A 13,550-nucleotide genomic window follows, 5' to 3' on the forward strand; every position below is an offset into this window, starting at 1 on the left:
CCGTGGCCGGCCCGGGCTCAGCTCAGCTCGACCGTACCCACAATGCGGGTAGGGGCGACGGAGCCGCCCACGGGCTCGTTGGACAGCCCGAACGTTCCCGCCTCGGCGACCGGCCCGACGACCGTGGTCGACGCCCTGACCCCCTCGGCCAGTTGCCCGACCTTGCGGGGCTCGTCGCCGCGGATGAGCCAGAGTTCGTAGATCCGGCCCGGGCCAGGTTCGGGCAGGTCGCGCAGCAGCACCACCCCTCGGTCCCGGTCGCGGGAGACCACCACGGTCGCGGCGCCGCCCGGCTGCAGCGACCGCTCGAACACGCGGGCGTCCGGGGCGTCCAGGACGGCGGCGATCTGCCGCGCCTGGTCGCTACGGGCCCGTTCGTCGCTGATCCGATCGTTGCCCACGGTCCAGGTGACCGCGCTCGCGCCGCCGGCGACCAGGACGGCGGCAGCGGCGGCCACGGTGAGCCGCCGCCACCTGCTGGCCGATCTTTTGGCGCTGCCCGCTGTTGCTGCCGAGCGCACCTGCGGGGTGCGCGCCGCCTCGGTGAGGGTGCGCTCCCGCAACCCGGGGGGTGTGGCGTCTACGGCGGTGTCGTCGGCGAGCCGGGCGACCGTCTCCCGTAGCTCGGTGACCTCCTGACGGCACGGCTCGCACTCGGCCAGGTGCCGCTCGAACGCGGCCCTCTCCAGGTCGTCGACCGCGTGCAGGGCGTACGCGCCGGCGAGGGTGTGGATGTCGGCGCTCACGCCCGTTCCTCCATCTCGATGCCCAGGCAGTCGCGCATCCGGATGAGTCCGTCGCGCATCCGCGTCTTCACCGTCGGCAACGGTGTGGCCAACTGCTCGGCGACCTCGCGGTAGGTGTGGCCGCCGTAGTAGGCCAAGGTCACTGCCTCGCGCTGCACCGGCGTCAACCGGCCCAGGCACCGGCGGACCTGTTCCCGCTCCAGGCGGGCGGTGACGTCCTCGACCACCTCGTCGTACGGGACGTGCGTCTCGGTCGCGGCGACCCGCGACGAGCGGTCGGTGTGGGCCTGCTCGGAGCGCACGCGGTCCACCGCCCGGCGGTGCGCCATGGTCAGAATCCAGGCCGAGGCCGAGCCGCGACCGGCGTCGAAGCGAGCAGCCGTGCGCCACACCTCGACCATCACCTCCTGCGTCACCTCCTCCGCCTGCGCCGGATCGCGCAGCACCCGGCGGGTCAACCCCAGTACCCGGCCCGCCACCGCGTCGTACAGCGCCGCGAACGCTGCCTCGTCACCCCGCGCCACCTGCGGGAGCAGTTCGTCGGCACTCGCTGGAGTCGCCTCGTCCGGCGGCACCGCCCGTAATCGCCGCGCCTGCTCCGGGTCACCCCTCATCTCGGCATGTCCTCTCTGGTGCTGGCGACGGTTCGGCGCGCCGCCGCCGCATGCTAGGCGGGATGTGCGTGGGCAAGGCGGGCATAGGCGATGACATTGTCGCGGTAGTGCTGCGTGCTGTCGTCGAACTCGCCGCCACAGGTGATCAGGCGCAACGCCGCGTGGTCGGTCGCCCCGTACACCTCATCGGTGGGGAATCGGTCCTTCGGATACCGCTCGACCTTCGTGACGGTGAAGATCGCCGTGCTGCCGTCCTGACGCTCGACGGTAATCCCGGCGCCGACGGCCAGCTTGCCCAGGTCGAAGAACGTTCCGCGACGGCCCTTCCAATTGACGTGCCCCGCCAGCACGGCCGGGCCGAGAGCGCCGGGTGTCGGCGCCTTAGTGAACCAGCCCACGTCGGTGGCGTTGTCCGGCACCTGCATCGCACCGTCCGCCTGCAGACCCAGGGGGACCGTCGCCGCGGCGGCCTTCAGCGACGGGATCGACACCCGCACCGGCGGTGAGCCGGCCATCAGCGGGCCCGAGGTCAACTCCCCTGCCCGGGTGGCCGGCACGGGCGACGCGTTCGCGGCTGGCGCCGCGGCGGACGCGTCGGGTCGTGGTGGGTCACCACCCGGGTCGGCGACCGCGCAACCGATCGTCACGGCCGCCGTCACGGTGAGGACGCCGGCCACCGCCAGGAGCGCGAAACGCCCCCGGCGGCGGCCGGCCGACACTGGTACATCGCCGGAATCCATCACGGTTACCTCCAGCTCAGCGCTCGCCCGCGAGCCGGCGTCGCGCGACGACCGCGCCCGCGGCGCCGAGCAGGGCGAGGCCACCCACGGTGTACGCGATCAGCGGCGATCCACCCGAGGTGCTGCCATCACCGGTGGCCACTCCCCCGGCGGGTACGGAGCCGGCCGCCGCGCCGCTGACCATGCCACAGGTCGCAGGGTCGGTGGCCTCGGCGGGGATGCCGTTGACACCGACGGACTTGGCGAACGTCGACTCCCCGAGCGCCTCCATGTCGTACTTGCCGTTCTTGTTCGCGTCGATGCCGTGCTGCACGACGTGCAGGTCCTTGAGGTGCTCGATCGTGCCCTTGGGCAGCTCGGCAGCGGGGATGGTGCGCTCGTAGCTGAGGTTGCCCTTCGCGTCGGCCTTCGGCATCCGGTCCACCGCCAGTCCGCTGGCCTTGGTCGTGTCCCCGGTGGTGGTCAGCGAGATGAAGATGTCCCCGTACATCTTCAGGCCCTCCTCGGTGCTGACGTAGCCGTTGCCGTTGGTGTCGGCGGACTTGTCCGGGCAGTGGAAGTCCATGCCGTTGGCCGCGCCGTGCACGTGCTGGGCGTGCGGCGAGTTCGGCGTCATGCCCTTCGACCGGATCATGACCTTCAGGTCGCCGCCGCTCGTCGCGGTCAACGTCGCGGTACCGGTGGCACCGGTCTCGTTGAGGTCCTGCAACTGGACCTGCACGCTCTCGTCGGCCTGCGCGACGCCGGGGAACGCAAGGATCAGCGCGGCAGTGGGCAGGGCGAGCAGGGCTCGGGACAGTCTCACAACACATCTCCATCTCCGCCTGGGTACGGCGTTGGTACTCACGTGCGGTCAGGAGGCATTCGAGGCGTGCCGGCCGCCGGATTGGTGCCGGACGGAATCTTTTCGAGCCGAGCCGAAGAACGAGCCAGCCACCGGCAGTCCTGTTCAGCGGAGCGGCCGCGTCGCGGACAGCCGGTCATGGTGATGGTGACCATGGCGCGCCAAGGCACCAGCCTCTCGTCGGGCACAGACGCGTGCGTGCCGTAGTCGTGCAGGCACGGGTGCAAGAGGAACGGCCGTTCGGTGGCGAGCACCGCTCGGCCGTTGCGGCGCAGCTCCAGGTGCACGGGCAGTCCGGTTACGAACCCGCCGCGGCGTCGATGTCGCGGTCGCTTCAGCCGTCCGAGCGGTTGGGATCAGGAATTACCGATCCGCGAGAGGGTAGGCGGATGACGACGATGGCGGTGTCGTCATGGACGTGACCGGCGGTGTAGGTGGTGACGGGGCACCTCTGCCGGTCAGCTCGTCGACGCGGTCGACAACGCGCCTTGTTGTCAGCGAGGACCCCGTACAGCCGCTCGATGCCGAACAGGTCACGGCTACCGTCGCGACGGCTTTCGGTGACACCGTCGGCGTAGATGTCGGCGACGGCGAGCGCGGCGCCGGACTGGGCGAGATGGTGGGCGGCGACGACGCCGAATTCGCCCAAGCCGAGCTGCGTCTGGCCCTCGGCCCCGCGCTGGCCACCCTCGACGAGCGGGAACAGAAGATCCTCATGCTGGGCTTCTGCGGCAACCAGACCCAGAGCGAGATCGCCGAGCAGGTCGGCATCTCGCAGATGCACGTCTCGCGGCTGCTGGCCCGCGCGCTCGTCAAACTACGCGCGCAGTTGGCCGACGTCGCCTACTGATCGCGCAACCTACCGCGAAGTCCAGCCGCACGTTCGCTCAGGAGGCACGCATTCCGTCATGGGAGGTTCCCTGCGCCGGGCTTGCTCCTCCTGACAGCACCCGGACCTTCGAGGCCCATGGTCGACACGGCCAGCCACGAGACGATTTATCAATCATCGTGGCTGGCGGCCTACAGTCGTAGGCTCGTGCACGTGAACACTGCCGCCGACGCCACCGGCACCCGGCCCTCCACACTGCGAATCCTACTGGTCGAGGACGACCCGGCCGACGTCGCCCTTATCGAAAACGCTGTCGCGGCGCGCAGGCTACCCACCGAGCTGCACCATGTCGGCGACGGTGAGGAGGCCATGGCATTCCTGAACCGCACCGATGCCCACACGAACGCACCACGCCCCGATCTGATCATCCTCGACTTGAACATGCCTCGGATGAACGGGCGCGAGGTCCTGTCGGCAGTCAAGTCCGACGACCAGCTGAAGGCGATTCCCATCGTGGTTTTCACGACCTCCGGCATCGACGCGGATGTGCTCATCAGCTACTCCGCCCACGCCAACGCCTACGTCACCAAGCCCCTCGACCTTCCCACCTTTGAGCGCGTCGTCAGCGACATCCACCGCTTCTACAGCAATATCGCCTCGCTTCCTCCCGCACGGCCGGACGTCGGCTAGGTCACGAAGCTGGCATTGCCGGAGGCGTTCCAGCCTTCCCACTCAGCACCCGCCGGCCCTGGTATTCGATGAGCGCGATCAGATGTCCAGCACGGTTGATTGCCTCAGGTGGATTGCGTTGTGCAGAAGGTGCGAAAGTTGAAGGAAACGCCGAATCCCGACAGATGCTGTGGATCGCCCCTACATAGGCGCTGAGCAGGGAATTCATCCCTGCACCTCCGCCGGCGACGGCGTCGGATTCCGCCGAGGAGTCCGGCGGTGCATCTGATCAAGGAAGTGCCTCTCATGCACCGCACGCTCCGCCGAGGGCTGCTCGCAGCAGCCACAATGATCGCCGTCAGCATCGGGATCACCGCGACGCCAGTCAACGCCGCTCCACCAGGCCACCGCACCGCAGCGAGCATCCCGGCGCGCGGCCTTCCCACGTTGGGCTGTGGGACCTGCACGCTGCTGTGGGACCTGCTCAACGCCGGAGGCCGCAACGGGCTCGTCGCCATCGGTCTCAGCGACGGTCAGCGGCTGATCAAGTTCGCCGCCAACCGCCCCGGCTTGGCCTGCACCATCGGCCCGGTCGACCTGCCCGGCAGTGAAGTGCTCATCAGCATCGACTTTCGCGTCCAGGACGGAGGGCTCTACGGCGTCGGGAACAACGGCGGCATCTACGCGCTGAACACGCGCACCGCGGCGGCCACGAAGGTCAGCCAACTGACCGTCGCGCTCAACGGCACGTCGTTCGGCATCGACTTCAATCCCGCCGCCGACCGACTCCGGATCATCAGCGACACCGGCCAGAACCTGCGCCACAACATCAACCCCGGCGGCACGACCCTTGTCGACGGCCCTCTCACCTACCCGCCCAGCACAGCCGCCGTCGGTGTCACCGCCGCGGCGTACACCAACAACGACCTGAACCCCGCCACCGCAACCACCCTGTTCGACATCGACACCAACCTCGACCAGGTCGTCCTGCAATCCCCCGCCAACTCCGGGCAACTCGCCGCCACCGGCGCACTGGGGGTCAACGCGAACCTCCAGGCAGGCTTTGACATCCACAGCACTCTGAGTGGCGACCGCGCCGTCGCCAACAACGCCTACGCCGTCCTCAACGGCTCCCGGCTCTACCGGGTCGACCTCCTCACCGGCGCGGCTCAGACGACAGGCGCGTTCAACGGACACGTGGTCGTCGACCTCGCCCTACTATTGCGACAGTAGCCGGGCCCGGCAGACATGATGCTCCCCTGCGGGTCGCAGTGCTCACTGGCCAGGTGTTGCTGCGTCACATCTTGCCGTCCGGCCTGCGAGCTCCCCCACCACGGCTGAGCCTGCCCGCTGGCCGACCAGCGGTCCACCGGGCAGACGTTCGCTGGCCCTAACCTCACTTCGTTGGGTGACCGCGCCAGGGCTTTCCGTAGCCAACTCGGCGAAGACCGCACCACTGGGCCGGTTCAAGCCGAGGCCGGCGAACGATCAGACTCATAAACAGTTTTGACGTTACAAATCATCGAACCTTGTTAACCAGCCTGTCTTCGTCGTCCGTCCTGGCCCTACCTTTCGGCACAACCGCCGAGTTCGTTGTCATCGGGACGCGAGCGGGGCGTCGACAGGAGGTCCACCCGTGTTGCAACGACTCCCAGCCGCCGGCTTCGCGCTCGTCATGGCGTTAAGCGGCGCCATCGGCGTCGGTGGTGCGGCTCAGGCCGCACCGACCGGCACCATCAGGTACGCGGACGGCCCCAACGCGGTGGCCGACCGTTACATCATCACGCTGACGTCCACCGCGGTGGCCGCAACTCCCGTCGCCACGAAGGCACGTGAGCTGACCGGCCGCTTCGGTGGCCAAACGCGACACGTGTACGCGTCGGCTCTACCCGGCTTCGCGGCGGCCATGTCCGCCAAGCAGGCACAACGGCTCGCCGCCGACCCGTCCGTCGCGGCGGTCGAGCAGGTCCAGCGGATTGGTGTGCTGGACACCCAGAACAACCCGCCGAACTGGGGGGACGACCGGATCGACCAGCGCAACCTGCCGTTGAACCAGACCTTCACCTATCCGGCCAACCCGGGCCAGGGGGTCACCGTCTACGTCCTCGACACCGGGATCAACGCCAACCACAACGAGTTCACCGGTCGCGTGCGGCAGGGAACTGACATGGTGGACAACGACAGCACCCCCCAGGACTGCCATGGACACGGCACACATGTCGCCGGCACCGCCGTGGGCACCGCGTACGGCATCGCGAAGAAGGCCAACGTGGTTGCCGTACGCGTGCTCAACTGCCAGGGCAGCGGCACGAACGACGACCTGATCGCGGGAATCAACTGGGTACGCGCCAACGCGCAGAAGCCGGCGGTTGTCAACTACAGCATCGGCTGCGGAAGCCGGTGCACCAGCCAGGCGATGGACAGTGCCGTCACCAGCCTGATCAACTCGGGTGTCCAGTTCGTACAGGCGGCCGGCAACTCCTCCGACGATGCCTGCTACTACAGCCCGCAGGCGGTCAGCGCCGCTATCACGGTCGGCAACAGCACCAGCTCCGACGGACGTAACAGCAGCAGCAACTACGGCTCCTGCCTGGACATTTTCGCCCCCGGCACCAGCATCGTCTCGGCGTCGTACTCCAGCAACAACGGCAGCGCCACGATGACGGGCACCTCGATGGCGTCACCGCACACGACCGGTGCCGCAGCGCTGTACCTGGGCGTGAACCCCAGCGCGACGCCCGCCCAGGTCCGGAACGCGCTGGTGACCAACGGCACCAGCGGCAAGATCACCAGTCCGGGTAGCGGCTCACCGAACGTGCTGCTCTACACCGGGTTCATCGGCGGCACCGACCCCGGTCCGGGCAGTCCGACAGTGACCAACCCGGGTAACCGCACCCCGGCTGTCGGCCAGGCCGTTGACGTGCAGGTGCAGGGCAGCGGCGGTACCACCCCGTACACCTGGAGCGCCTCGGGTTTGCCGGCCGGTCTCACCATTGGCGCGTCCACCGGACGGATCACCGGCAGCGCCACCACGGCGGGCACCTCCACCGTCACGGTGACCCTCACCGACGCGGCGGGGCGAACTGCTACCGCGACCTTCACCTGGACGGTGACCAGCGGTGGTGGTGGCTGCACGCCGGCGCAGGTCGTCGGCAATCCCGGCTTCGAGAGCGGCACCTCACCGTGGACCGCGACGGCGAACGTGATCGGCACCTGGTCGCAGTACCCGGCGCGCTCCGGCACCCGGAACGCCTGGCTCAACGGCGGCGGCCAGGTGCAGACCGACACCATCTCGCAGGCGGTGACGATTCCGGCCGGATGCACCAACGCAACGCTGCGCTTCTGGCTTCGAATCACCACAGCCGAATACGAGAACCTCGCCTACGACCGGTTGACCGTCACACTCGGCAACACCGCGCTCACCACCTACACGAACCTGGACAGGACCAACGGGTACGTCGAGAAGACCATCAACGTCGGGCAGTTCGCCGGGCAGACCGCCACGTTGACGTTCAACGGGGTGGAGGATTGGTCGTACCAGACCAGCTTCGTGATCGACGACGTGACGATCAGCGCAAGCTGACCGGCAAGCTGACACCGGAGTGGGCGGCTCGCGGACCCGGCGAGCCGCTCACTCCCACTCCCAGCGCATACCCACGATCCCTGGGGGTACGTCGGAGGCAACGATGTGAGCGCCGTGGGTTGAGCCGATCCACGCCTCCCACACGCCCTGGTCCGGCGCATTGAGGCCACGTCGCTCGAAGCGGTGGCAGCGGGCCGGCACCGCGTCGTGGTCGAACTGCACCTGGAGCACGTACTCGGTGACCGGAGTGGAGAACCCCCGGTAGTAGTTGTCAGTTGGCGACTGCGAGGTGCTGAGGAACTCGTACTCGATCACGACGGTGTCGCCCTGGGCCAGCATCCGGTCGAATATGATCTCGGCGACGAGTAGGCCCGATCCGCGGTCCCACCGGACCCGGCCGACCCGGCAGTTGCGTGCCGCGTTGATCCGGGTCGACGCCGTCAGGTCGTCGGTGCGGAAGATACCCACCGTCCGCGAGACCCGGTCGGTGTTGGCCCGGAGTACCTGCCGACAGGTCAGGCTGATCTCCTGGCGTCGGTCGCCCACCACGTAGAGGTCGTGCAGGCTGAGCCGGGTCAGCTCGTGGTACAGCCACCGGTCGACCTCGGCGACCAGCTTGGCCACGCTGGTGCCGTCGGTGAAGAGACGATCGATCTCGATCGTGCCAGGTGGTTGGCTCAGCCAACGCCCCCGAGGTCGACGGGGCCCGAGTTGAACGATCAAGGACTCGGCTGGGAGCGAAAGGATTCTTTCCAGGAGCCGGACCGCCTTGATGGACTCCGGGCGTTCCGGTCGGCTACGACCGCGCCGCCAGTAACTCAGCGTGGTAAGGCTCACGTTGACTCCGGCGTTCGACAGCTGCTCCTGGATCTCCTCCAGCCTTAATCCGCGATCCTCGATGGCAAGGTGAAGCGCCGCCGAGAACGGGCCGGTCCGCAAAGCGTGCGCCAGATCCCGGCTCAACTCGGTGGGGGCCCTCTCCATGTCCGCCGAGTATGGCGGTGCCACCGCCGTCGCGCCAGCGGTGGCGCCCGGTTCACAGCGGGCCCAGGAAGGGCCGGACACGTGCCGCGGATGTTCGCTCAACGCCTGCAGGGCCACAGTCTCGCCAGCATGCCCCCCCTGACTTTGCCTTGGAGAAGTTAGCCTGATACGGTCCTGACTTAGCACTTGTGAAGTCAGGCGGTTCGGGCGAGAGCTGTCACCCGTGCGCCTGAACGGGCGCGACGTCTTACTCGGCCGCCGCCAGCACAGAGGAGTCTCTGGTCATGTCAGCAGCCATACGCTCAGCTCTCGCCGAGACCCAATTCGTCGAGACGCGTGGCGGGCGCATCGCATATCGCCGGTTCGGCCAGCAGGCAGGCGTGCCGCTCGTACTGGCCATGCGCTTCCGCGGCACGATGGACCACTGGGATCCCACCCTCCTGGACGCTCTCGCCGCGCACCACGACGTCATCGTGTTCGACAACGTCGGCACGGCAGCCAGCACGGGCGAGGCGCCGGCTTCGATCGAAGGGCTCGCCGACGGCCTTCTCGGCTTCGTCGAGGCGCTCGGCCTCGACCGGGTCGACCTGCTGGGCTGGTCAATGGGCGGCTACGTGGTCCAGACCGCCGCCCTACAACTACCCGAGCGGATCCGCCGGCTTGTCGTCGCGGGCAGTGGACCCGGCGCCGCCCCCGGCGTCGAACGGATGACGCCCGAGATCATGCAGATCGCCACGAGGTCGACCAACGACGACGAGGACTACCTCCGCCTGTTCTTCCCGTCCGACCCTGACGCCCGGGACCGTGGGCTCGCGTCGCTACGTCGGTTGGACGCGCGCCTGAACGAGTCCGGCGCCGTTGTGGCCGCCGACACCGTTCGCCGGCAGCTCGCCGTGATCCAAGGGGTCGGGACGACGATCTGGGATCGGCTGGACCAGCTCACGCTACCCGTCCTGCTCGCCACCGGAGTTCAGGACGTGATGATCTCCGCCTATGGCAACTTCCTGATGGCGCAGCGGCTCCCCAACGCCCGCCTGGTGATCTACAGCGACGCCGGCCACGGCTTCCTGTTCCAGCACGTCGAGGAGTTCGCCGAGGACGTGCACCGTTTCCTGAGCCGGTAGCGACCGGCATCGCAGGGCCTCTCCAGTGGTTGCCGCAACACCTCTTCTTGCTTGGCAGCCGACTGCTGCGTACCTGATGACCAGCCCGGCCCACAGGTCGTTACGGCGACAGCGTGCGCGTGGCGGGTATGGGCGTCAACGTCCGAGTTCCGGTAACCGTGAATGCGCGTTCGACACGTGCGGACATCGGACCCGCTGCCCAGGAGGTTCGCCGTGGAGATGACGGCGCCCGGCTGAAGCAAAGCACGCAGCCGGGCGGCCCCGCGCGCGGGCGGCCGGGATGGGCGGTGAGCCATCCGTTCAGGGTGTCCAGTCGTTCCTGGAGGTGGGTGGGATGACAGTGGTCGCCGGCGAGCCAGACCGGCACCGGGCCGACCGTTCCCACCGCTCCGCCCGGTGGGCCGGGTGTCACCAGCACCACGTCCATCCGGGGACAGCTCGGGTGGCGGTGTTCGCGTCTGCGCGCGTACCCCTGTCAGTGGGTGTCCGGGTGCACGCGCAGCGTGTGGTCGCCGTGCGGGCCGCGCACCCTGACCAACGTCGCGCCGGAGAGGCGGCGGGCGAGCACGGCCGCCACCGCTGCCGCGTGTGCCAGTCGGTGTGGGTCCGCGAGACGGCCCCGACCTCCACGACCTGACGCCGCCGAGGCCAATGCGCGGCCGGGCCAGCTCACCAGGCGCGACCGCGGCGACCAGGGCAGCCGTTGCCGCCACCATGTCGGACCGCTACCCCGGTCGAGAGGTGGGAAACAGTGGTCTGAACCGCCGTACCCGTTGGTCCCTTTCCGGCGGCGACGGCGCAAGGACGGCCACGCCCTTGGCCGGGTCATCGCGGCATCGCGGCGGATGCAGCTCGGCTCGCACGGGGACGCCTCGCTGCCAAGTCAGCGACCTCAGGCCGGTGCCGGCCTTGCCGTCAAGCAGCCGTGAGGCCGCCGTCGATCGCAAGCGCCGCCCCGGTGACGAACTTGGCCTCGTCACTGAGCAGGAACGCGACGAAGGCCGCGATCTCGTCCGGCTGGGCGACCCGCCCTACCGGGTGCCACGACCCCGCCGCCCGGACCGCTTCCTCCGGGTCCGTGCCCAGGTTGTTCCGCAACAGGGGGGTATCGACGCCACCGGTGACCAGCGCGTTGATCCGCACGCCGCTGGCCGCCACGTCCAAGGCCGCGGATCGGGTGAGCCCCACCACGCCGTGCTTGGCCGCACTGTAGGAGGCCATGCCGGCCGCGCCGGTCACGCCGAGGTTGGACGCGTTGTTGACAATCGCGCCACCGCCGGTCGACCGCAGCGCGGGGATCTGATATTTGAGACCGAAGAAGACGCTGCCGAGGTTCAGCGCCAGATCGCCCTGCCAGGCGTCGCCATCGATATCGGTCAGCGGACCGACCGCGGTAGCCGCCCCGACGTTGTTGAACGCGCCGTCGAGTCGCGCGTACCGCTGGACCGTTTGTCGGACGAGTGCTGCCACCTCGGCCTCCACCGTCACGTCGGTGGGCACGAAGTGGGCGTCCCGGCCGGCGGAGCGCAGCTCGGCGGCGAACGCCTCGCCCGCGTCCTTCCCGCGTGCGGCCAGCATTACCTTCGCGCCTTCGGCAGAGACCCGTTTGGCGACGGCCCGGCCCATGCCGGACGTGGCACCGGTGATCAGGATGACCTTGTCTGCGAAACGTGTGGACACGACTGCTCCTGTTGGATGGTGGTCAGGGATAAAGGGAGTCGAACGGGTCAGAAGGTGAGGACCAGGCGTCCGCGGACGCCGCCCGCCTCGAAACGCCGGTGGGCCTCGGCCGCCTCGGCGGCGGGCATGGTCGCGGCCAGGCGCGGGGTGAGCACACCAGCCTCCGCAAAGCGCCGGATCGCGTCGAGTTTGCCGGTCCGTCCCGCGTAGTCGGGGACGAACGGCGCGACCATCGTGATTCCCCGCAGGTCGTCGATCCGGTAGCCGCCGGGCTCTCCCGCGCTGCGGAACCGGGCGAAGCGTCCGCCATCGCGGACGGCGGCAAGCAGGTCCGGCCCGAGCAACGCCACGTCGGCGATCGCGTCGACGCCGTGCGGACGGCGGGCCAGAATCGCCTCGGTCACCCCCGGCCCGCGCGCGACGATCTCCGCCGCCCCGAGCGAGCGGACCAGCGGCTCGTCGGCGGGCGCGGCGTCGGCGATCACGACCAGCCCGAGGTGGGTGGCCAACTGCACCAGATAGCCGCCGAGAATCCCGGCAGCCCCGGTCACGGCGAGCACCGAGCCCGAAGCGAGGGCAAGCTGGTCAAGCGCGAGCAACGCGGTGAGCCCGTTCATCGGCAGCGTGGCCGCGGCCGGATGGTCGACACCCGCCGGCGCGGGAACCACCCAGCCCGCCGGCAGCACCTTGTACTCGGCGTAGCCGCCCGCCGCCGTCCCGATCGGCTGCACCATCGCCATCACCGGCGTGCCGATGCCGAGCGGGGTCTCGGTGCCCGGGCCGATCTCGTCGACCACTCCGGCGATCTCCATGCCGGGCACGTACGGCGTCGGCACCCCGGCGAGCGCTTGGGCGTGCACGCCGGCTCGGACCAGCGTGTCCGCCGGATTCACCGCGGCAGCGTGCACGCGTACCCGAACGTCACCGGGCCCGGCGTGCGGTTCCGGCAGGTCGATGACGCGCAGCACGTCCGGTCCGCCGAACTCGTAGAAACCAACCGTACGCACGGGCCCAACCCCTTCATGTGTGGTACCTCACATACACCTGGTACCGAATGAGTACCGGTATGCGAGTCTGCTCCCCACGCCGGGAGTCGACAAGAAGGCACTTCGACCTGCCCAGGTATCACTGGGTGAACCACATCCCGCAGCGCGACCGCAGGGGCTCACCGACAACCTGGTATCGCTCGTATACTGGCCGGCATGGCATCGCCCGGCACCACCACCATCACCCCGACCAGCGCCCCCGACCACTCTCCTGCCGCCAACTGCGAACAGCGTCGCGCCCTGATCCGCGACGTGCTCGAACGGATCGGCGACAAGTGGTCCGTGGTCGTCATCTGCCAACTGGGCCACGGCACCCGACGATTCAACGAGCTGCGTCGGCAGAGCGACCCCATTACCCAACGGATGCTCAGCGCGACGCTACGTGGACTGGAGCGGGACGGGTTGGTGACCCGGACCGTGCACGACAGCAAACCACCGCGCGTCGACTACACGCTCACGCCCCGCGGCCTCAGCCTCCTTGACGTCGTCCGGGGCCTGGCGAGTTGGGCAGAGGGCAACGTCACCGACATCCTGGCCTCCCGGGCGCTCTTCGACGGCCGGTAGGTCGAACGCCCCTGCCTCGGGCGGCCACGGGCGTTCGACCTCCCGCAGCGCCACCGTGCGCAATCGGGTGATCTGCTGGTACGCGGGATCGACGACCATCGCGCAGAACGCGCGAACACGCGGTGAG

Annotated in this window: 13 protein-coding genes and 1 pseudogene; 6 read left to right on the forward strand and 8 right to left on the reverse strand. The window is 69.1% G+C overall.

The genetic code is table 11. The features are described 5' to 3' along the window. Positions 1 to 17 precede the first annotated feature (17 nt). From O7634_RS30670 to O7634_RS30690, 5 genes are all read right to left on the reverse strand, one after another. Positions 18 to 746, reverse strand: coding sequence for an anti-sigma factor (locus O7634_RS30670; protein WP_278153625.1), 729 nt, complete (start codon positions 744 to 746; stop codon positions 18 to 20). Beyond that, entirely contained in the window at positions 743 to 1,360 is a 618-nt protein-coding gene (locus O7634_RS30675; protein WP_278153626.1) for a sigma-70 family RNA polymerase sigma factor, read from the reverse strand. Before O7634_RS30675 ends, O7634_RS30670 begins: the two co-directional genes overlap by 4 nt. Positions 1,361 to 1,413: 53 nt before the next feature. Beyond that, a complete protein-coding gene (locus O7634_RS30680; protein ID WP_278153627.1) occupies positions 1,414 to 1,917 on the reverse strand; it encodes a class F sortase in 504 nt (167 codons plus the stop codon). 199 nt (positions 1,918 to 2,116) lie between these two features. Next, a complete protein-coding gene (locus O7634_RS30685; RefSeq protein WP_278153628.1) occupies positions 2,117 to 2,905 on the reverse strand; it encodes a hypothetical protein in 789 nt (262 codons plus the stop codon). A 38-nt stretch (positions 2,906 to 2,943) separates the two neighbouring features. Then, positions 2,944 to 3,231, reverse strand: a complete 288-nt coding sequence (locus tag O7634_RS30690) for a hypothetical protein (protein ID WP_278153629.1) — start codon at positions 3,229 to 3,231, stop codon at positions 2,944 to 2,946. 296 nt (positions 3,232 to 3,527) lie between these two features. Here O7634_RS30690 and O7634_RS30695 point away from each other — a divergent pair. The 4 genes and pseudogenes from O7634_RS30695 to O7634_RS30710 form a co-directional block, all read left to right on the forward strand. Further along, positions 3,528 to 3,794: pseudogene (locus O7634_RS30695) on the forward strand (sigma-70 family RNA polymerase sigma factor); the annotation flags it as partial. A 192-nt stretch (positions 3,795 to 3,986) separates the two neighbouring features. Then, a complete protein-coding gene (locus tag O7634_RS30700; protein WP_278153630.1) occupies positions 3,987 to 4,463 on the forward strand; it encodes a response regulator in 477 nt (158 codons plus the stop codon). A gap of 285 nt (positions 4,464 to 4,748) precedes the next feature. Next, positions 4,749 to 5,675 carry a DUF4394 domain-containing protein gene (locus O7634_RS30705; protein WP_278153631.1) on the forward strand — a complete coding sequence of 309 codons (927 nt, stop codon included), beginning with the start codon at positions 4,749 to 4,751 and terminating at the stop codon, positions 5,673 to 5,675. Positions 5,676 to 6,078: 403 nt separating this feature from the next. Continuing rightward, on the forward strand, positions 6,079 to 8,025 hold the full coding sequence (locus tag O7634_RS30710; protein ID WP_278153632.1) for a S8 family serine peptidase: 1,947 nt from the start codon (positions 6,079 to 6,081) through the stop codon (positions 8,023 to 8,025). A 48-nt stretch (positions 8,026 to 8,073) separates the two neighbouring features. Here O7634_RS30710 and O7634_RS30715 read toward each other — a convergent pair whose 3' ends face one another. Next, on the reverse strand, positions 8,074 to 9,009 hold the full coding sequence (locus O7634_RS30715) for a hypothetical protein (protein ID WP_278153633.1): 936 nt from the start codon (positions 9,007 to 9,009) through the stop codon (positions 8,074 to 8,076). Between the two features lie 380 nt (positions 9,010 to 9,389). Here O7634_RS30715 and O7634_RS30720 point away from each other — a divergent pair, with 380 nt between their 5' ends. Next, the gene (locus tag O7634_RS30720; protein ID WP_278153634.1) at positions 9,390 to 10,133 is read left to right on the forward strand and encodes an alpha/beta hydrolase; all 744 of its coding nucleotides are present in this window, start codon (positions 9,390 to 9,392) and stop codon (positions 10,131 to 10,133) included. Between the two features lie 915 nt (positions 10,134 to 11,048). On the opposite strand, the gene O7634_RS30725 is transcribed toward O7634_RS30720, so the two are convergent. Beyond that, on the reverse strand, positions 11,049 to 11,813 hold the full coding sequence (locus tag O7634_RS30725) for an SDR family oxidoreductase (RefSeq protein ID WP_278153635.1): 765 nt from the start codon (positions 11,811 to 11,813) through the stop codon (positions 11,049 to 11,051). A 47-nt stretch (positions 11,814 to 11,860) separates the two neighbouring features. Next, positions 11,861 to 12,820, reverse strand: a complete 960-nt coding sequence (locus O7634_RS30730; RefSeq protein ID WP_278153636.1) for an NADP-dependent oxidoreductase — start codon at positions 12,818 to 12,820, stop codon at positions 11,861 to 11,863. A 195-nt stretch (positions 12,821 to 13,015) separates the two neighbouring features. On the opposite strand from O7634_RS30730, the gene O7634_RS30735 reads away from it, so the two are divergent. Continuing rightward, complete coding sequence (locus tag O7634_RS30735; RefSeq protein ID WP_278153637.1) at positions 13,016 to 13,423, forward strand: helix-turn-helix domain-containing protein; 408 nt, start codon at positions 13,016 to 13,018, stop codon at positions 13,421 to 13,423. The last annotated feature ends 127 nt before the right edge of the window (positions 13,424 to 13,550 follow it).

Origin of the sequence: Micromonospora sp. WMMD1120, assembly GCF_029626235.1 — a bacterium.
Taxonomy (GTDB): Bacteria; Actinomycetota; Actinomycetes; order Mycobacteriales; family Micromonosporaceae; genus Micromonospora.

Bases quoted from the DNA above. Each gene is read 5' to 3' on its own strand.
- O7634_RS30705 (WP_278153631.1), top strand. From the start codon at position 4,749: ATGCACCGCACGCTCCGCCGAGGGCTGCTCGCAGCAGCCACAATGATC.
- O7634_RS30715 (WP_278153633.1), bottom strand. From the start codon at position 9,009: ATGGAGAGGGCCCCCACCGAGTTGAGCCGGGATCTGGCGCACGCTTTG.
- O7634_RS30675 (WP_278153626.1), bottom strand. From the start codon at position 1,360: ATGAGGGGTGACCCGGAGCAGGCGCGGCGATTACGGGCGGTGCCGCCG.
- O7634_RS30735 (WP_278153637.1), top strand. From the start codon at position 13,016: ATGGCATCGCCCGGCACCACCACCATCACCCCGACCAGCGCCCCCGAC.